The sequence below is a fragment of the Xanthomonas sp. NCPPB 2586 genome, assembly GCF_041475775.2.
In the GTDB taxonomy this organism is placed as follows: Bacteria; Pseudomonadota; Gammaproteobacteria; order Xanthomonadales; family Xanthomonadaceae; genus Xanthomonas; species Xanthomonas campestris.
This window is the reverse complement of record NZ_CM192981.1, coordinates 3,456,163-3,475,493: the sequence shown is the minus strand read 5'-3', so window position 1 is coordinate 3,475,493 and position 19,331 is coordinate 3,456,163. Positions and strand designations below refer to the sequence as shown.

The 19,331-nt window shown below is 62.5% G+C and carries 12 protein-coding genes; 5 read left to right on the top strand and 7 right to left on the bottom strand.

Going from position 1 to position 19,331, the window contains the following annotated elements; genetic code table 11:
- The first annotated feature begins 65 nt into the window (after positions 1–65).
- Positions 66–1,046 (top strand): IS5-like element IS1646 family transposase, encoded by a 981-nt coding sequence (locus ACCQ09_RS15095; RefSeq protein ID WP_323475555.1) that lies wholly within the window; start codon positions 66–68, stop codon positions 1,044–1,046.
- 90 nt (positions 1,047–1,136) lie between these two features.
- On the opposite strand, the gene ACCQ09_RS15090 is transcribed toward ACCQ09_RS15095, so the two are convergent.
- Positions 1,137–1,988 carry a hypothetical protein gene (locus ACCQ09_RS15090; RefSeq protein ID WP_225443823.1) on the bottom strand — a complete coding sequence of 284 codons (852 nt, stop codon included), beginning with the start codon at positions 1,986–1,988 and terminating at the stop codon, positions 1,137–1,139.
- Between the two features lie 512 nt (positions 1,989–2,500).
- Between ACCQ09_RS15090 and ACCQ09_RS15085 the strand changes: the two genes are divergently transcribed.
- From ACCQ09_RS15085 to ACCQ09_RS15075, 3 genes are all read left to right on the top strand, one after another.
- On the top strand, positions 2,501–3,445 hold the full coding sequence (locus tag ACCQ09_RS15085; protein ID WP_040941605.1) for a glycoside hydrolase family 3 N-terminal domain-containing protein: 945 nt from the start codon (positions 2,501–2,503) through the stop codon (positions 3,443–3,445).
- A gap of 269 nt (positions 3,446–3,714) precedes the next feature.
- Positions 3,715–5,643 carry an alpha-L-fucosidase gene (locus ACCQ09_RS15080; RefSeq protein ID WP_012438875.1) on the top strand — a complete coding sequence of 643 codons (1,929 nt, stop codon included), beginning with the start codon at positions 3,715–3,717 and terminating at the stop codon, positions 5,641–5,643.
- Positions 5,644–5,809: 166 nt separating this feature from the next.
- Entirely contained in the window at positions 5,810–6,151 is a 342-nt protein-coding gene (locus tag ACCQ09_RS15075) for a hypothetical protein (protein ID WP_016944372.1), read from the top strand.
- A 1,213-nt stretch (positions 6,152–7,364) separates the two neighbouring features.
- On the opposite strand, the gene ACCQ09_RS15070 is transcribed toward ACCQ09_RS15075, so the two are convergent.
- Together ACCQ09_RS15070 and ACCQ09_RS15065 are read right to left on the bottom strand one after the other, a co-directional pair.
- Positions 7,365–7,775: a hypothetical protein gene (locus ACCQ09_RS15070; protein WP_011036448.1), complete on the bottom strand. Its 411-nt coding sequence runs from the start codon at positions 7,773–7,775 to the stop codon at positions 7,365–7,367.
- A gap of 66 nt (positions 7,776–7,841) precedes the next feature.
- Positions 7,842–8,387 carry a hypothetical protein gene (locus ACCQ09_RS15065; protein WP_040941604.1) on the bottom strand — a complete coding sequence of 182 codons (546 nt, stop codon included), beginning with the start codon at positions 8,385–8,387 and terminating at the stop codon, positions 7,842–7,844.
- A 389-nt stretch (positions 8,388–8,776) separates the two neighbouring features.
- Here ACCQ09_RS15065 and ACCQ09_RS15060 point away from each other — a divergent pair.
- Positions 8,777–9,909, top strand: a protein-coding gene (locus ACCQ09_RS15060) for an IS3-like element ISXca1 family transposase (RefSeq protein ID WP_506182621.1) whose coding sequence is annotated in 2 segments (ribosomal slippage) — positions 8,777–9,032 and positions 9,032–9,909 — 1,134 coding nt in all. Because the reading frame shifts where the segments join, the coding sequence is not laid out codon by codon here.
- Positions 9,910–10,900: 991 nt separating this feature from the next.
- Here ACCQ09_RS15060 and galA read toward each other — a convergent pair.
- From galA to ACCQ09_RS15040, 4 genes are all read right to left on the bottom strand, one after another.
- Positions 10,901–13,468: a beta-galactosidase GalA gene (gene galA, locus ACCQ09_RS15055; RefSeq protein ID WP_228428369.1), complete on the bottom strand. Its 2,568-nt coding sequence runs from the start codon at positions 13,466–13,468 to the stop codon at positions 10,901–10,903.
- A complete protein-coding gene (locus ACCQ09_RS15050; protein WP_040941602.1) occupies positions 13,465–14,673 on the bottom strand; it encodes a glycoside hydrolase family 53 protein in 1,209 nt (402 codons plus the stop codon). The genes galA and ACCQ09_RS15050 overlap by 4 nt, the downstream gene beginning before the upstream one ends.
- Before the next feature lie 163 nt (positions 14,674–14,836).
- A complete protein-coding gene (locus tag ACCQ09_RS15045) occupies positions 14,837–17,521 on the bottom strand; it encodes a TonB-dependent receptor (RefSeq protein ID WP_075285874.1) in 2,685 nt (894 codons plus the stop codon).
- A gap of 359 nt (positions 17,522–17,880) precedes the next feature.
- Positions 17,881–19,263, bottom strand: a complete 1,383-nt coding sequence (locus ACCQ09_RS15040) for a helix-turn-helix domain-containing protein (protein ID WP_011269925.1) — start codon at positions 19,261–19,263, stop codon at positions 17,881–17,883.
- Positions 19,264–19,331 lie beyond the last annotated feature (68 nt).

Sequence of the window (19,331 nt, the reverse complement as noted above, 5' to 3'; positions counted from 1 at the left end):
AGGGGAACTCTGAACAACGCACCACAGATACGCGACACTACCCGCCTCATGTTGAGGAGTGATCCATGCAACTGACGTTCGGTGACGCTGAGGGCCTGGGCAAGCGCAAGCAGACCCGGCGCGAGATCTTTCTGGCCGAGATGGAGCAGGTGGTTCCGTGGCAGCAACTGCTCGGGCTGATCGCGCCGCACTATCCCGTGTCGGGCCGGCCAGGTCGGCAGCCATACGCACTGGCGACGATGTTGCGGATTCATCTGCTGCAGCAGTGGTATGCGCTGAGCGATCCGGCGATGGAAGAAGCGCTGCACGAGATTCCGACCTTGCGGCGCTTTGCCCAGCTCGGTGGCTTGGACAACGTTCCGGACGAGACCACGATTCTCAACTTTCGGCGCCTGCTGGAGACCCATGGCCTTGCCGCGCGGATGCTGGAAGCGGTCAACGCGCATCTGGCACGCAAGGGGCAGAGCCTGCGGTCGGGCACGATCGTCGATGCGACGCTGATCGCTGCACCCAGTTCGACCAAGAATGCCGACCATGCGCGCGACCCTGAGATGCATCAGACCAAGAAAGGTAATCAGTGGTATTTCGGGATGAAGGCGCACATCGGCGTGGATGAATTTTCCGGGCTGGTGCACCACGTCCATTGCACAGCCGCCAATGTCGCCGACGTCACGGTGACGCACGCATTACTGCATGGCAAAGAAGACAGCGTGTTCGGCGACAGCGGCTACACCGGTGCGGACAACCGCGAAGAACTGCAGACCTGCAAGGCTGCATTTTTCATTGCTGCCAAGCGTTCGACGCTGCAAGCCATCGGCAACAGACGCGAGCGTGCTCGGGAACAGCGTTGGGAACACTTTAAGGCCAGCGTGCGCGCGAAGGTGGAGCATCCATTCCGGGTGATCAAGCGCCAATTCGGTTACACCAAGGTCCGCTATCGCGGCCTGGCCAAGAACACCGCGCAGGTGCTGACCTTGTTTGCGCTGTCAAACCTTTGGATGAAGCGAAAGCAGTTACTGCCTGCCATGGGGAGCGTGCGCCTGTAACCCGGGGAATTCCCAAGGAAAGCTCCAGAAATTGCGAAAAATCCGAAGATCCAAACGCGACTCTCCAGAGCGATGCGACATCCCGCACTCTCAGGCCTCATTGTTCAGACCTTCCTTAGCTTGCTGTTCGTCGACGGATAATGCATCCCACTGTTCGAGACTGAGATTGTGGAAACCTCGTGCGGCCGCGTCGGGATTGCGGCTCTCGCGGCTGGCTCGCAGCGTATGCAGCGCCATCTGCAGCGTGCCGGAGACGGCCTGCATGGCGACCACCGCTTCGGGCGGCAGCTGGCGAAGGGCGGCAAACAATCCTTCGCCCAGCAACTCGCGTGCGAACGTGGTCGGCCCCACGGAAGTGGCCTGGTGCACCAGGTGCCCCAGCATCGCACCCAGGTATTGCTTGTCGAAACTGATCGGCAGTGCACCGCGCGCCGCGGCCTTCACCGCATTGGCGGTCGGACCAAGCACGGTGTGCACGCCACGCGCTGCGCCGGTTCCGATCGATGCAGCCAGCGCACCCAGACGCTCGGCGCGTGTGGGTGCGGCGGTTGCTGTGGTGACTGCCGGGGTGTGCGCTGGCGGATCGGGTGGTGCAGGTTGTTCGTGGCGAATGGACGACAGATCTGATGAGGCGAAGGAGTCTTCGGCATCGAAGAAGTGCTCGCTGGTACTCTCGTTGCCATGCAGCATCGACGCACCCGAGGCATGCAGCAGCGGGCTCTCACCGGCGTGCTGGTTTCTCTCATCAGCGCTGCCAGATCCGTGGTCGCTTTTCGCGTTGCTGCGTCGTCCAGAAGGCCTGCGAGCCAGGCCCGACAGCGCCGGGTCCGCTGCAGGTGTCGGCGTCTCGTTGCGCTGTTGTAACGGCGGCATTTCGATCACGACGTCTGCGTGTGTCGATCGCGTTGGCTGGGAAGCATTGGCTGAAGGGATCTTCGTCACGGCATGTCCTCGCTGTGGGGTGGAGTGGCGGCGGCGTGCTGCCGCCTGGGCTAGCTGGGTTGCTGACGTGCGGCGTTGACAGCCGGCACACCATTCGACGGCCGCATGCGGTGCCAGCCTCGATTGCAGCGCCGGGGTCGCTGGTGGTCGGATGACGCGTCGATCGACGCGTCACCGCGGCCGACGTGCGGCATGCAGACACGGTCTGGCGCACGTGCCGTCATCCACGGTCCGGGCAAATACAGTGCGAACTTCTCGGCGTGCAATCGAAGTGCTCAGGCGTGCCCTGGCATTCACGGCCACCTTGCGTGGCATACGTCATCGTCGTCAGTGATTCGAAAATGACATCAAGCCGGAGATCCGGGGCGCTTCAATTGCGAAATGATCATTCCGCAACGGAATCTGTCAATTCGTGTGCGGATGAAGTATGTGTGCCGTGTGGCATGCCTTCGCCTGGCCGAATACATTTGCGTATGCGGAAGGATTAGAACTTCCGCCAATCAGGTTCGCACATGGGCGCAGTGCGGCTGCACGTCAATAATGCAGCGCTGCAAAGCCGGTTACGGATTCCGATGCTGTTCGCTGCCGATGTGGTCCATGGCGACACCACTGTGTTCCCTGTGCCGCTAGGTGAAGCGGCTAGCTTCGAGCAAGAGCTGGCGCGGCGCATGGCGCGTGCAGCGGCGAGGGAGGCCAGTGCAGTGGGTCTCGACTGGACCTTTGCGCCCATGGTGGATATCGCCCGCGATGCACGCCGGTGGCGTGGCGTGGAAGCCGCTGGCGAAGACGTGCAGCTGGCGCGGCTGTTTTCGCAGCCGCGGGTGCACGGCTTCCAGGGTGGTGCCGGGCTCGCCCATCCCGAAGCAATGGCCGCCTGCCACGAACACTTCGCTGCCCATGGCGCGGCCGAGGGTGGGCTGGATTACAACCGCGTGGATGTATCCGAACGCACGCTGCGCGAAGTGTATTTCCCGCGGTTCCAGGCCGCTTTTGCCGCGGGCGCGGTGACGACCATGGCTGCATTCAACGAACTATCGGGCATTCCGGCCACAGCCAATGCATGGCTGCTGGATGGGCTGTTGCGCCAGGAATGGGGCTATCCCGGCTTGGTCGTATCCGACTTCAAGGCCGACCAGGAATTGATTGCGCACGGCGTGGCGGCCGATGAGCGTGATGCGGCAAGGTTGGCGTTCCTGGCCGGGGTGGATATCAGTATGGAAAGTGGCTTGTATTTGCGCCACCTGCCTGCATTGGTTGCCGCAGGTGAGGTGCCGATGGCAGGGCTGGATGCCGCAGTAAGACGCATGCTGGCATTCAAGGCGGCGTTGGGGCTGTTCGACGACCCATTCCGGCGTATCCGGCCGGCACGGGCGCAGTCATCTCAGCGCAGCAGGGAAACGTTGGCACTGGCGCGAGAGGCCGCATGCAAATCGGTGGTGTTGCTAAGGAAGCTCTGAACAACCTGCCAGGATCCTCTGCGCCGGAACCGGGGCCGATCCGGACGCCGCCTGCGATGCCGTGCGCGCGCCGATAAGGCATCGTTTGGCAGGGCAATCAGACGTCAAGCCACGAACGTTCGCTGCTTGCTTCGCACGCTCTCAACGCCAGCCGCACAGGGGTTTGCGCGCGCGCGGTGCCTTGCGCAACCGTCCTGTTGCTCCGGGGTTAGGACTCTTTCGGCTTTGGAAAAGCTAAGATTGAAGCCTGTGCAAAGCCGGAAGCGCTCATGATCGATCGTCGTACCTTTCTTGCCACGGGGGTGGTTGCCGCTACCGCCAGCTTCAGTGCATCGGCGGCTCGGATCGTGCAGACGCCGCGTGCCAACGGGCCGGCGCCGTGGGGTGCGCTGCCCAGCAAGCGACAACTGCGCTGGCATCGGTGGGAGCAATACGCCTTCGTGCATTTTGCGATGAACACCTTCACCGACAAGGAATGGGGCTACGGCGACGAGGATCCGCGCAAATTCGATCCCAGCGATTTTTTACCCGATCAAATCGTTGCTGCTGCCAAGGCTGGCAATCTGAAAGGGCTTATTTTCACGGCCAAGCACCACGATGGGTTCTGTCTTTGGCCGACGCGCTTGACCGAGCATTGCATCCGGAACTCGCCCTACAAGAGCGGCAAGGGTGACATCGTCGGCGAAATGGCAGCGGCGTGTCGACGCGCCGGCCTGGCGTTCGGCATCTACCTCTCGCCCTGGGATCGCAATCACGCCGAATATGGTCGCCCCGGCTATCTCGACTATTTCCGCAAGCAGATCGTCGAGCTCTGCACAGGCTATGGCGACCTGTTCGAGTTCTGGTTTGACGGCGCCAATGGCGGCGACGGCTACTACGGTGGAGCGCGCGAATCGCGCAAGATCGATGCGCCCGCGTACTACAACTGGCCACGGATGATCGAGCTGGTGCATCAACATCAGCCGATGGCCTGTACCTTCGACCCGCTCGGCGCCGATATCCGCTGGGGCGGCAACGAGGATGGTATTGCCGGGGATCCATCCTGGCCGACCATGCCCAATGCGCCGTATACCCAGGAAAACGGTAATTCCGGCGTGCGCGGCGCGGCGCTGTGGTGGCCGGCCGAAACCAACACCTCGATCCGCCCGGGCTGGTTCTACCATGCCGATGAAGACGGCAAGGTGCGTAGCCCGGAGAATCTGGTGCGCTATTTCGACACCTCCGTCGCGCGCGGCACCAACATGAACCTCAATCTTCCGCCCGACCGACGCGGCCGCATCCCCGACCACGACGTGGCGGTGCTGAAGAGTTTCGGCGACGCGATCCGCGCCAGCTTCGCCATCGATCTGGCCAGGGGTGCCAAGGCCAGTGCCAGCGCATCGCGTGGCCCTGGGTTCGAGCCGGCGCGCGTCCTCGACCGCCAGCCGGACAGCTACTGGTCCGCTCCGGACGATGTCACCACGCCGACGCTGACGCTGGAGCTGTCGGCGCTGCACAGTTTCGACCTGATCCGGCTGCGCGAATATCTGCCGCTGGGCGTGCGCGTCACCCGCTTTGCGGTCGAAGCCGAGGTCGATGGGCAATGGCGTCGGCTGGCCGAAGCGCAGTGCATCGGTGCCCAGCGCATCGTGCGGCTGGATCGCCCGGTCGCCGCGCGCCGGGTGCGCCTGGTGGTGCTTGAGGCGCCGGTGTGCCCGGCAATCAGCGAATTCGCGCTGTTCCGCGCCGTTGCGCCAGTGCCGGTCGCGCGGCCTACAGCGAACGCACCAGATGTGCTGTCCACCGCCGGCTGGCGAGTGGTCGAGGCGAGCGCGCCAGGGGCGGAAAAATTGCTCGACGACGATGCCAGCACGGTCTGGAGTACGCCCGCGCCGACGCCGGGCCATCCCGTGCAGGCCACCATCGACCTCGGTGCGCTGCATCAGGTTGCCGGCTTCAGCCTCACGCCCTCGCGCACGGTGATGGCCGGTGCGGCACCGCCGAAGGGCTATCGCGCTGAAACCAGCGAAGATGGGCAGCACTGGCAGCCGGCCGGTAGTGGTGAGCTGTCCAATATCGCCTATGCGCTCTCGACCCAGCGCCTGAATTTTCCCGAGGTCCGCCAGATTCGCTACCTGCGGCTGTCGTTCGCGGAAACGGCGGTGCCCGCCGACCGGTTGGCGATCGCGGGTATCGGCGCGTTCTCGCGCTTGCGATGAGCGCTTGTGCGCCCGCGCGGCCATGCGCCGTGCGGGGGCGCGCCGTTGCCGTGAGGTCGTTTCGCGGGCTTGAGATGCATCAGGCGAAGCGATGGAGAGAGAAACCGCGTCTTCGCATCACGTGGTGAACTGACTCTTGAACCGTGCCTGCACACCGCCGTTCCGGATGACGCGCTATGGTGTGCGGCGCATGACGCAAGCGACGTGGTTGGGTATGGAACAGAAACAGCACGAGTGGATGCAGGCGGTGACCGAGGCGCTCAGCGATCTGCTGGCCGCACGCGTGGCACAGGCCACGTTGCTGGAAGCGATGCTGGTCTCGCATCCGGATCCGGGCATGCTCAGAAAGGCGTGGGATGAGCTGTCGTCCCAGCGCATCGCCTACGTTGCGCAGAAGAAAGCGCTGGCGGACGACCCGCGCCCGATGGATGCCTACACGCTGGAGCAATTCCAGGCATGGGAAGAAAAACTCAACCGCTATTTTCCGCGCGACGTTGATACGCCTTAGGTCGGCACTCCAGGCGTCGCACTATGTCGGGATCCACAAGCGAAGCCGCGCTTGGAGCGGGCAGTGCAGCTTGCGTAACCGTTACCGTGGCTCCGGACATAATCTGAATTAAGCACTCGCCGTGCAGGTGTTATTACGCTCGCTAGCACCGTCAACCGCTAAATGCTCCGGCCTGCGCCCGTCATAAGCACTGCCTGCGTGTTATTGGTCACGGCCTCTCCTGACATTCGTGCCTACTCAACAGAGCAGGCACGAATGCGGTCGTGACTTTGTGTAAACGAGCTGGTTGCTGCTTAATATGCCCCCTCAGATCGGGATATATTCGCAACCGACGTAACGAAATTCAGGAAGATAGCCGTCCCTGTAGTACGGCGCACCAGTGTATTCGCACCGAAAGTTGGCGCCACCCATCCATTTCTTTGTGTAGCCAGCCTCGCAACCACCATTCTGGAACCATGCGGAATTGGCTCCTGTGACATGTTCGCGGCCCCAACGTTCGCCGACCAGGATCGCAGGAGCGTATTTCGAGTTCGCTTTCGGAGGGCAGGAGTTCTCGTCGGCTTTTTCATTGCATTCTGTCTAGCTATAATTGTAATTCCCCGCTAGGGATAATCCGGGAATCTTGATCGGCAAATCCCAGCTCCCGCCTATGTCGAAGCCGTCGGTTCGGCATGCGCCGCGCGTTGTGGACTTCGTGGAGGTGGGGCAATGTGCTTCGTCCCCGTAACATACCGAAAGATCGGCGGCATCTTCGTAGAAGGACTTTTGAGTTTTTCCTAACTATCCTCCGAAGGTGGTGAACATGTGTTTTTCCGGCGATGCCTGGGCGGTTCCCACCATGGTCAACACCAAGAGAGCGGGGTAGAGATAATTATTCAACTTTTTAATCACGATTGTCTCCGTGCGGTTGTTTGATTTTAGAGGTGGATTTTATTTCTGGATGACTCGACCCAGTGGGGGTTAAGTGTTGCCAGGTATCAATAATTTTCAGGTGCGCAACCAGTAGTGGTGCATTTTTATTGTTCGTGTGTGTGGCTTATTTTCAAGCGTTACGTGCATTGCTGCGCTATCAATTGATCAGGTTGGTCCAGATCAATGTGATTTGAAAAAATCAACGGGTGAATTTTGGTATTTGAAATTATTTATCGCATGACTCGCAGCACAGATGGCTAGGTAATGCGGGTGTGTGGTGGCTGGAGTTGGACGCGTGCTCTCAGCTGTGACCCTGTAGCAGAGATTCCAGAACTTCCCGTTCTTGAGGCGCCGCAGAGGGGCGTGCGACTGCGGTCAGCAGGGTCGACCTTAGCGGGGGAGTGAGCTCAACTTCGCCGCTTGCGATCGCATTGAGCGTCTGTCTCACCAGCTGTTCGGTTGCACCGCCTCTCAGGTAGTTGACTGCGGCATCTGCTGCGGCATCGGGGGCGGAGAGTCGGTAAACCTTCTGCGCAGCCAGTGCTTTCACCAGGTCGTCGCCGTTTCCGGTCGCAACCGAGTTCAGCTGGGAAAGTGCATTGCTTCTGAGCGACATTGCATCCTTGGATGTGTCTTCTTCGATCGTGCCAATAAAGTTCAAGGCAGCGACCGATGTAGGTACGTCGCTCGCGTGGCTATTGAGAGTGGACATCGCTTCAGATAGTGCCTCCCTGGAAGCTGTACCAGGAAAGTTTGCATACGTTTTATACATTGCGGTTTAGAGGCTGGAGTCCTTGCTTTTCCAGATGCGATTCGCTTCGTCTACCATCATCTTTATGCCGGACTCGCTGCGAACGATCATGTTCTGAACAATTTCCCGGTTCGCAGCGTCTTTTGCGGGTATTCTCGCGTAATAGTCAGCCACGTCCTTTCGCGCCTCCGGGCTGGAATCGATTGTGCTGAGTAAGCGGGACATGAAGATGTCTCGTTCTGCCAGGGACATGGCATGGCCTGAATCCCAACGATCAAAAAAATCCTGTAGGCGTTGCTGGACCTCGCCCGCCTCGAAGGGCTTGCCAGTTTCAGAATTTGTGAGGTCGTTGAATTCAACCCGATTCATCTTCGCATGCTGCGCATGCGTTGCATGGCCAACTTCGACGGGACGGGGCGTTTGGGTGATACGGCTTGCGTCAACAGTTTTGTGGCTGCCTGATTGAACTGCAAGATGCATCAGTGAGTACGCCCCAATGACCGCCACGACTCCTGCGATGATGAATGGCGTGGCGGACTTTCTGGGGTGGGCCAATCTAGTATTTTCAGTCATTGATTTTCCTAGGGCGGATAATTCGCTGGATATTTAATGATTTTTGAAAATTAAAGCGACGAACATTGCCGTTTGCATGCGTGTCAAGCGCATCCATTGAGGGGGCGCAAATGCATCCCCGACGTGGGACTGTGTGGCTAGATCCCCTTTAATTTGTAAGGCATGACTCCGCTAGTGCGGTTCAGAGACTTCGCATAGTTTGGATCGAGTTGGTAATGGCTTATCCAAATCAGGTTCGAACTGTTGTTGCCTGCGATTAACGTATATGTTCAAGCAACGTTATCTGTGTCAGCTATTGCCACGAATCACCACGCGGTGCGATAAAGTGACCTGCCCCCGCTGAGCCGTACCACGTGAAGCTGTAAAGTCCGTCAACCACGAGGACGGACATGAAGAAGAGTCGTTTCACCACCGAGCAGATCATCGGATTCATCAAGCAGGCGGATGCCGGGATGGCGGTGGCTGAGCTGTGCCGCCAGCACGGTTTCAGCCCGGCCAGCTTCTACCAGTGGCGGGCCAAGTACGGCGGCATGGAGGCCGAAGACGCGAAGCGCCTGAAGGAGCTGGAGCAGGAGAACAACCGCCTGAAGCGGTTGCTGGCCGAGGCGCACCTGGACATCGAGGCGCTGAAGGTCGGGTTCGGGGTAAAACGCTAGCCCCGCAACGCAAGCGCGAGGCAATCCGGCGCATGTGCGAGCTGACGTCGATCAGCGAGCGCCGGGCTTGTCGCCTTGCGGGGATCTCCCGCGATGCTTTCCGCCACGCGCCGACACCCACGCCGGCGACGCAAACCCTGTCGGCCAGACTGGTGGAACTGGCGCAGGCGCGTCGCCGCTTCGGCTATCGCCGCCTGCACGACCTGCTGCGCCCGGAGTTTCCGCAGGTGAACCATAAGAAGATCTACCGTCTGTACCGCGAGGCGAAGCTGAGCGTGCGCCGGCGCAAGAAGGCCAAGTTCCCGGCGGCACAGCGGCAGCCGTTACGGCCAGCGCGGCATCCCAACGAGGTAATCAGCATGGACTTCGTCTTTGATCAGTTGGCCAGTGGCCGCCGCATCAAATGCCTGACCGTCGCCGACGACTTCACCCATGAATGCGTGGACATCGCGGTGGACCATGGCATCAGCGGGGCTTACGTGGTGCGTGTGCTGGAGCAGATCGCCTGCTTCCGCGGCTATCCCCGCGCGGTGCGCACGGACAACGGCCCGGAGTTCACCAGCCGCGCCTTCATCACTTGGGCACAGCAGCGTGACATCGAACACATCCTGATCGAACCCGGCAAACCCATGCAGAACGGCTACATCGAGAGCTTCAACGGCAAGTTCCGCGACGAATGTCTCAACGAACACTGGTTCACGTCGCTGATCCAGGCTCGCGAGGTCATCGCCGATTGGCGGCGTGACTTCAACGAGGTACGTCCGCACAGCAGCTGTGGTCGCATCCCGCCAGCGCAGTTTGCCTCCAACCACCGAGCACAAACCGGCAACAACGCAGTACCCTTCAACCCCGGGCTTTATCAGTAATCACTGGTATGGCCGGTGGGGGCAGGTCAAAAGTCGGTTACTATCTTTACGTAAACTATCGCATGCAGAAATCAGTTAACCATTGCGACTAAAAGGCGTTCGTTGATCTCAAAAGATAACCAGATCCTTGCGGGGGAAAGTGACCTCGAATTGCGAAGATGGTTTGATTTAAGCGATGTATTATGTGATGGCCTATGCTGGTTTTTTTTGACGCTCATGACGAATCCAGGTGTGTCTTATGAGGCTGTGGAATAGCTGAGGCTCATCCGGCGTTGACAGAGTGGCGCGTCAAGCGATTTGCAGCAGTCAAGAAAATAAATTTGTATCGTGTCGCTTTCGGCCAAGGGATATCGCCTTTCTGCCCGATATTTGCGCCGCTAAGTTCAGTGCCGCCGCGCACCGGGATGCACACGTATTGACGATCGCAGCGCCCCGCTCTCGGAATAGCCTTGTGAGTTGGCTCGTTTGGCGGCAATACGCACGAGGCTGGAGAACGCCATGTGCGTTGATGTCCAGACCGAGAAACGTGACCTTGTGCAAAATCGGCGCGTGAGGACAAGCGGTCATCTGCTCGATTGGTTGTCGGAGCGAAGACATGTGCAAGAACGGCCCAGTACTGCTTTGCCACTGAGGTTGTCTCTCGGCAAGCGCGTCCGTCAGCGTTATTGCTTCCCGGCTTGCCGTTGGGCAGGAAGTGCTGCCAGCAGTGAGCGATGATCGTTAGTGTCGCTGGAGAAGATCGCAGGCGACTCAAGCCACAACGATTCACGCGGCGCAGTCAGGCGCGGTTTCCGGGATGTCAGGCCGGATACATCAACGTCCGACATCACTTCGACGGAAGTCCATTCGGTTTGCAGTACGGCCGGACACAAACCGTTGAACGCCCTGTGCTGCCGTATCTTGTCGTCTCCGGGGTGCCCGGAGTCGCCACAGCCCGCGCCGATCAGACACGCGGGCTGTGCAGGGGCGAACTGCGCCTGGTGGTCGACGTTCAGTCGACCGACGGCCGCAAGGCCGACGTGGCAGCCTGCAGATGCAGCGCTGCCGAGGTCAGGCCTGGCGCGGTGGCCTGCAGCAGGATCTGGCCGCTGCTGCGCGTGCTTTGCAGCAACGCCATACACAAGCCGTTAAATGCCTTGCGCTGCGGCGCCTTGTCGTCTTCGTGGCTGCTGGGGTCGCCGTTGCCCACGCCGATCAGACGTGCAGGTCCACGCAGGACGAGGTGCACCAGGTGGTCGGCATTCGGTACAAGCCGGCCTTGCGCATCGACGATCTCCACTTTCACCACCGCCACATCTTCGGCATCGGCGCGCAGTGCGCTGCGATCGCAACTCAGGCGGATCGCTGCCGGCTTGCCGACGGTTTCACGGCGTTCGGTGAGCACCAGTTTGCCGCCGCGATAGCCGCGCGCTTCGATCACGCCCGGTGCGTATGCCACGCGCCATTCGACATGGCCGTAGGCAGGCACCTGCTGCAGGCCCTGGCTGACGCCGTTGACCAGTAGTTCCACCGCTTCGAGATTGCTGTGACACCAGACCTCGACGCGGCCTTTGTCATCGGGCTGCAGCAGACCGTCCCAGTTCCAGTGCGGAAACAGATGCAGCACCGGTTCGCTGGTCCACTGCGCGCGGTAGTACCAGTAGTTGTCCTTGGGAAAGCCGCAACTATCCAATACGCCGAATTGCGAGCCGACATTCGGCCAGCGGTTGTAGGGTGTGGGTTCGCCGCGGTAATCGAAACCGGTCCAGATAAAGCCGCCGGCGATGTACGGGCGTTGCGCGACGTAGCTCCACCAGGCTTCGGCAGTGCTGGCCCACCACGGGTGGTCGGTGTCGTAGGCGCGGGTGTAGCCGCGGGTATCGTCGCGCTGGTAGTTGCCGCGCACCGAGACGGTGCTGCCGGTTTCGCTGCCGTAGATCGGAATGTTGGGGTATTGCGCATGGAAGCCGTCCATCTGGCTGGTGCGGTAGTTGAAGCCGACCACATCGACCACTTGACCGACGCCATCGCCAAAGCCCTTGTCCATGGCGAACGTCGTAGGACGGGTGGGATCGAGCTGGCGCACGCGTTGCTGCATGCGGCTCACGATCCGTACGCCGCGCTCGGTGACCTGCTGCGGCTCTTCGTTGCCGAGCGACCACAGGATCACGCTCGGGTGATTGCGCCCGCGCCGCACCATCGTCTCCAGTTCGCCCATTGCTTCAGGGTCGGTGGACATGCGGCGGGTTTCTTCGATCACGAACATGCCCAGGCGGTCGCACAGCGCGAGCAGTTCGGGGGTGGCCGGATTGTGCGAGCTGCGATATGCGTTGCAGCCCATCGACTTGAGCTGGCGCAGGCGCCATGCGTGCAAGGCATCGGGAATGGCCGTGCCAACGCCGGCATGGTCCTGGTGATTATTGGTGCCGTGCAATTTCAACGGCTCGCCATTCAATAGAAAGCCGCGTTGCGCATCGAAAGCGATGCTGCGCACGCCGAACGGTGTTGCAAGCGCATCGACCGCAACCCCTGCGCTGTGCACGCTGGTGGTGAGGGTGTAGAGCTGCGGGGCATCGATCGACCACAGCGCGGCCTGCCCGAGCGGCACGGTCTGTTCGACGACCTGTACCTGACCGGGCGCAACCGTGACCGCTGCGCTAGCCGCTTGCGCCACGATGCGTCCATCCGGTGCGGTGATGCGGGCCTGCACCGCGCATTGACGTGACGCGGTGCCGTCGTTGCGCACTTCGGTGGAAAGCTGCGCGGTGGCGTTGTCGCCTTGCAGGCTGCTGCGCACAAACACGCCATGCTGCGGCACATGCAGCGGGTCGGTCTTCTGCAGCCACAGATGCCGGTAGATGCCGGCGCCTTCGTAGAACCAGCCTTCGCCGAGCGTGGCATCCACACGCACCGCGATGAGGTTGGGTTTGCCGTAGTCGAGCACTTCGCTCAGGTCGACCTCGAAGCCGCAATAGCCGCTGGCATTGCGCCCGACGATGTGGCCGTTGCAAAACACCACGCAATCGCGGAACACGCCGTCGAACACCAGGCAGATGCGCTTGCCCAGATCGCTGGCCGGAATCTGCAGCGTGCGCCGATACCAGCCCACGCTGTTTTCCGGAAAGCTCGTGCCCAGCGCCTTGTAGCCATGCGCGGCCGCCGGGTCTTCTTCGGTCAGCGAGGCGGAGATCGGCTCCGGACGGAAGGGCAGGGTCACGGCCCAGTCGTGCGGCAGGTCCACCTGTTGCCAGCTGCTGTCGTCGAAGGCCAGTTGCGCGGCGGTGGCGGTGTCCTTGCCTGCCTTGGCGAAGGTGCGCTGGAAGGTGCCGAACTCGAAGTCGCGTGCCGGGTCGCTGGCATGGCCGGGATGGAACCGCCAACCGAAATCGAACAGCAGCCGTTCGCGTGGTGCCAGGCTTGCATCGCCGAGCGGGGCGAGCGGCGTGGCATCTTTCGCCGCGGCTGGCGCTGCATCCGCACTGCCGGGCAACAGCGCACCGGCTGCACCGGCCGGGAGTGCGGCACGCACGCCACTTGCCAACATGCCGCGCAGTAATTCGCGGCGATTGATGCCGGTCATGGCTGCGCCCTCTTGTTGTCGGCAGCGTCGCCTTGCGTGTCGATAGCAGGCTTGCCTGCCTCGGGCTGATGCGATGCAGGCACGCCGGTGTACGGATGGCGCATGAAGTCGATCGCTGGCAGCACTTCGTTGTTGTGCTGGAAATCGAAGAAGCTGGCGTTCTCCCACGACGAGCCGGTGCCCCAGCGCGTCTTGCAGCTGCTGCTGGTCCATGCCGGCTCCCAATACACCACGCCGGCGCCGCCGGTATCGATCACCAGTTGGGTGAGATCCACCATGTAGCGCGCCTGGCCTTGCGGCGTGGCGGGGTAACCGGCAATCAGCGAGTCTTCGCCGAGCAGGTTGTGCGAGGTGTCGCCCGATGCCAGCGTCCACGGGTAGGCGGTTTCCACCACCACCACGTCGGCATCAAAGCGGCCGCGCAGGCGCTTGATGGTCTTGCCCAGTTCGGCCATCGACTGGCTGGACCACTTGCGGTAGTAGCTGATGCCGATCAAATCGAAGTCAGTGACGCCGGCCTTGGTCGCGGCGGCGAACCACGGCTCTACATTTTCCGGCTGGGCGATATGCAGCATCACGCGTGGTTTGATGGCCGAGCGTGCGCTGATGTCGCGCACCGCCTTGATGCCTGCATTGAACAGCTTGGCATTGCGTTGCCAGTCGATGGGGCGCTTCTTGTCCCAGGGGATGCTGTCCATCAGATCGGAATTGCTTTCGTTGCCCACCTGCACCAGCTCGGGCATCAGCCCGGCGCGATCGAGCGCGCTCAGCGTGTCGTAGGTAAACCCGTAGAGCGTGCGCGCCAGCTCGTCGGTGTCGGTGATGCTGGCCCAGGCCTTGGGAATCAGCTGTTTTTCGCCATCGGCCCAATCATCGGAGTAGTGCAGGTCCAGCAGCACCTGCATGCCCTGCGCGCGCGCGCGGCGGATGGTCTTCTTGACGTCGGACAGGTCGCTGTATTTGGTCCAGCGTGCGTCATTCCACAGCCGCACACGCACCAGGTTGGCGCCATGTGTATGGAAGAGTTCGAACGGGTCTTTCACCACCCCGTTCTCGCGGTACTGCACGCCGCATTCCTCCATCTCGTTGACGTAGGACAGGTCCGCGCCCAGATACAGCGTTTTCGGGGCGGGTGCGGCGTAAGCGGCGGTGGACAGTGCCAGCGCGAGCAGCGCCGGCGCCCAGAGGCGGTGAGTGGAGCGCATGCAATTCCTCGGCAGATCGAAAACATGAAGCGGCCGACAGCATGCCGCAGGTCATCGCGCCTGGGCGCGGCCGGTCACGCGAAGTGGAATGCACGGCGTACATCCCACCTGCGGCTGCGGCTGCGCGCCCTGTGCGACTGCGCAGCCAGGCTGTCGGTGGTGCTCAGAACTTGTAGGTGGCTTCCAGCGCGTAGCGGCGGCCGAACACCTGGTAGCCGCCGTCGTCCTGGTTGGCCAGACGGTTGGGCTTGTTGTCGGTGTAGGCGCGCAGCGGTTCGTTGGTGAGGTTGCCGGCCTGGAAGCGGAAGCCCAGCTGCTTGCTGTACTGCCAGTTCAAGCTTAAGTCCACCGTGCCTTCGCTCTGCAGACGCGCAAGCCGCGCCGCATTCCAGCCGTACACCACCGTGTAGGGGCTGTGGTACTTGTAGCCCACGCGCGCTTCGAAGGTGCCGTTGCTGTACCACAGGTCGAAGGTGCCGGTCTTGCGCGCCAGGCCGCTCAGCGGCAACGGGTTGTCTGCCGGCGAGAATTCCTTGAGGTTGGAATCCACCAGCGAGAAGTTGGAGTAGACGCCGAAGTTTTCCATGTGCGGGATGAAGTAGAACGGCGTCTGCAAGGTGAGCTCCACGCCGTTGATATGCCCGCCGCCGCCATTGAACGGCGCGCTGACCAGGTAATCGAGGCCGTTGATCACTTCGCGGTCGGTGCGGTAGCCGATGCTGGAGTCCACTTCCTTGCGATACACGGCCAGCGCGGCCAGCGCTTCCTTGTGGAAGTACCACTCATACGACACATCGACCTGGGTGGCCTTGAACGGGTCCAGCTGCGGGTTGCCGCCGCTGCCGGTGAGCTGGCCGACGGTCACGGTGGGGTCGTCCAGGCGGCGGCCGGTGCGCAATTCGTCCAGCGGCGGGCGCGCGATGACCTTGGCCACCGCAAAGCGCAGGATGCGCTGGTCGTCGATCAGGAAGTTGAGCGTGGCGCTGGGCAGGACGTCGGTGTATTCCTTGCTGTCGCTGCTGGCCTGCACGGTGGTGCCAACCGAATCGAAGCCGTCGCTGGTGGTCTTGGTGTTGACCAGGCGCACGCCGATGTTGCCGGTGACATCGGTGCCGAACAGTTGCGAGCTGAAGACCGCCTTGGCGAAGGCTTCGCGCACGTCTTCCTTGACGTTCCAGTGGTCGAGCAGTTGTTCGTCGAGCGTGGCCGGATCAAACCCACCGAAGCCGACATCGGCAATGGCATCCATGTTGCCACCAGTGAGCGTGGGCACGTTCAAGTCCGGCATGGTCACCGGGTAGATCAGGTTCTGGTACGCCGAAATCGGCTGGTCGTAGCCGGATTGGTTGCTGATGAAGCGGCGGTTCTGTTTTTCGCGGCGCGCGGCGCGCACGCCGAATTCCACCGAGGTGAACGCGGCCATGTCGATCTGGCGGCCGGCGTCGAGCGCCAGCGCGGCGATCTTGTCGCGCAATGCCTGCGGCTCGGTCTGGCCGGCGATGCCGTATTCGGGCGTGTCCGAACTGGTGCGGATGGTGGGCGTGACGCTGCGGCGGAAATCGAACGACACCGTGTCTGGGTTGCTGCCGAAGCGCACCGCCTGCCAGGTGTTGTCGCGCTTGGCCTGCGAGAACGACAGGTCGCTGGCCAGTGTCCACACATCGCCGTTCCACTTGGCGTTCAAACCGCCCGCGGTGAGTGTCTTGACCTCGTTGTAGTGGCTGACCACATGGTCGACCTGCAGGTTCGAGTTGGCCAGCGTGCCGGCCACCACGTCGCCATCGACGATGGTGTAGGACGAGCCGGGTGTGGTGTACGGGTTGGCGCCGGTCGAGAACGTGCTGAAGGCCAGGCCGTTGAACCAGTTCTGCAGCTGGTCCTCGTCGATTTCGATGCGCGAATACAGCCCGTCGAACTTCATCTCGAAGTTGCCCGAGCGCCATTGCACCGTGCCCATCGCGCCGGTGCGGGTCTGTTCGGTCAGCTTGAGCTGGTCGGCGGCGCCGAACGGGGTGGGATCCACGGTGCCATCGCCATCCACATCGCGCGAGGTGGTGGCGTCGGTATAGCCCCAGCTGCCGATCGACGAGTTGGAGTTCTTCTGCTTCTGGTAGGTGGCGCCAAACGCCACGGCCAGGTTGTCGTTGAATTTGTGCACCAGGCTGGCGCCGAAGCGGTTACCCCATGGGCTGTAGCCGTCCACGTCCTTGGCATGGTCGTAGAACACCGGGCCGACGGTGCCGACAAAGCCTGCGCCGGTATAGTCCAGCGGGCTGATGGTGGAGATGTCCACGGTGGCTGCCAGACCGCCGGCCACCAGGTCTGCCGACTGCGTCTTGTACACCTTGACCGTGGAGACGATCTCGGTGGGGAACACTTCCCAGCGCACGGCACGATTGGGTTCGGACGAGGCGATTTCGCGCCCGTTGACGGTGCCCATGGTCATGCGTGGGCCCAGGCCACGCACGGTGGCCAGGCTCTCGTTGCCGCGGTCGCGGGTGCCGTTGACGCCGGGCAGGCGCACCAGCGCCTCGGCGACGGTGACATTGGGCATCTGGCCCATGTTGTCGGCGGAGATCACCTCCATCACATGGTCGGACATCTGCTTGGCTTGCACGGCCTGGTTGAGGCTGGCGCGCTGTCCGATCACGGTGATGTTGTCCAGCGTGACCGGCGCCTGGGCGGTGGTCGTGCCAGTGGCCGGCGGCTGCGCGGGCGGCGCGCTGTCCTGGGCCTGGGCACTGAAGGCGGTGGCGAGCACGCAGGCGATGGTGGTGCACAGCACTGCACGGGCAGGCAGCGGGCGCGCGTGCCGGCTGACCGGGCGGGCGGAGTGGTGAACAGGCATCTTTTGATCCCTCCCAGGACAAAATGACCGAATCGGAATGAGGCCGGCCACGGTGTGGCCGGGTGGCGCGAAACGCGCGGCTAGCGTGTTTCTACGCGGAATGACGGTGTTGCGAATGCGCTAGTGGTGCACCTGCGGTATGCGTGCCGCGTCATCGCATGACCCGATGGCGCGCCCCCTGTACTGCATGTGTCCGCTTCAGGGTAGAAGCGCATGACATTCCATTCCAATGAAGCATTTTGCGGGAGCTATCTCGCGTTGGAATGCTGCAGTGCAGCGCTAGCGCCCGCTTGCGTCACGCTGGCGTAACGCGCCGCATCGCATCCGTATGAGGTAGTCGCGCCGCACACGTCGGCGGACTAACGCGTGGCCGGCAGCCGTGGCAGCGCCGGGAATGCGCGCTGCACACAGTCGCTGCGTTCGCAGGTCAGGCAGCCCGGGCCGATCCTTACTGCATCGTCCACTGCGCCCAGATCCCAGCCACGTGCGTAGACCAGTTGATCGGCATGGCGCAGGTCGCAGCCCATCGCCAGCGCGAAGGTCTTGCGTGGCCGCCCATAGCCGGGCGGCCCGCTGGTCACCTGCCGGGCCAGCCAGAAATAGCGACGGCCATCGGGCATACGTGCGATCTGGGTGAGGATGCGGTCGGGCTGGTTGAAGGCTTCGTAGACGATCCACAACGGGCAGGCGCCGCCGACGTGCGAAAAATGGAAGTCGGTGGCGGAGTGGCGTTTGGACACATTGCCGGCACGGTCCACGCGCATGAAAAAGATCGGCAGGCCTGCCGCACCGCGCCGCTGCAAGGTGCTCAGGCGATGACAGACCGCCTCGAAGCCGACGCCGAAGCGGTCGGCCAGCCACTCGATGTCGTAGCGCGATGCCTGCGCGCTGTGCAGGAACGGCGTGTACGGCATCACCAGCGCGCCGGCGAAATAGTTCGACAAGCCGATCCGCGACAACGCAATGCGTTCGGCATCCTCAAACCCGGCATCGGCGATGCGCGCATCGAGTAGCGGCCCACATTCCAGCAAGGCCAATTGCGCCGCCATCTGGAACGCTTGCTGGCCAGGGCGCAGATGGGCGGGCAGCCACAGCACGCGCGCCTGCACATCCACGCTGCGTTTGTCGCTGTGCAGGTCAGGTGCTTCCTGCACAAGCAGCCCGTGGCGGTCGGCCAGGCGCTGGCGCAGACGCAGACGCAGGTTTTCCGGGGTCAGCCCAAGTTCGGTGTAGAGCGCCTCGGCGCGTTCGTCGAGCTCGGGCAGGTAGTTGTGCGCGCGGTTGAAGTAGTCGCGCACCTGCTCGCCCGGCGACAGCGACGGCAACGCGGCGTGTTCGGCGCCCACCTGCACTTCCAGCGCGGCAGTGCGCTCTTGCAGATGCGTATGCGCGCGCTGCAGGTCCAGCAGCGCCTGTGCCACCTGCGGCAGGTTGCCGGTGAGCATGCGCAGTTCCGCCGCCGACAGGCCATGCCCGAGCGCACGTAACGCCTCATCCAGCGGCTCGACCAGTGCCGCCGGGTCGTCCGCGCTCAGCAGGCCGTCCAGGTCGCCCAGCGCGGTTTTGAGGCGTTGCTGGATCGCCAGCGTCAGCGGGCGCTGGTTGCGTTCGATCTGGTTGAGATAGCTCGGGGAGAGGCCGAGCCGACGTGCCAGTTCGGCCTGGGTCAGCCCGTGCCGCTGGCGCAGGCGCTGCAGGCGCAGGCCGAGCTGATGGCGGAGGAGAGCGCTGGACTGGGGCATTCGCAAGCTTCGCAAAAGACTGCCCGCAGCTTAGCGCGATTAAGCAGTTCCAGACTGGGAAGGCGCTG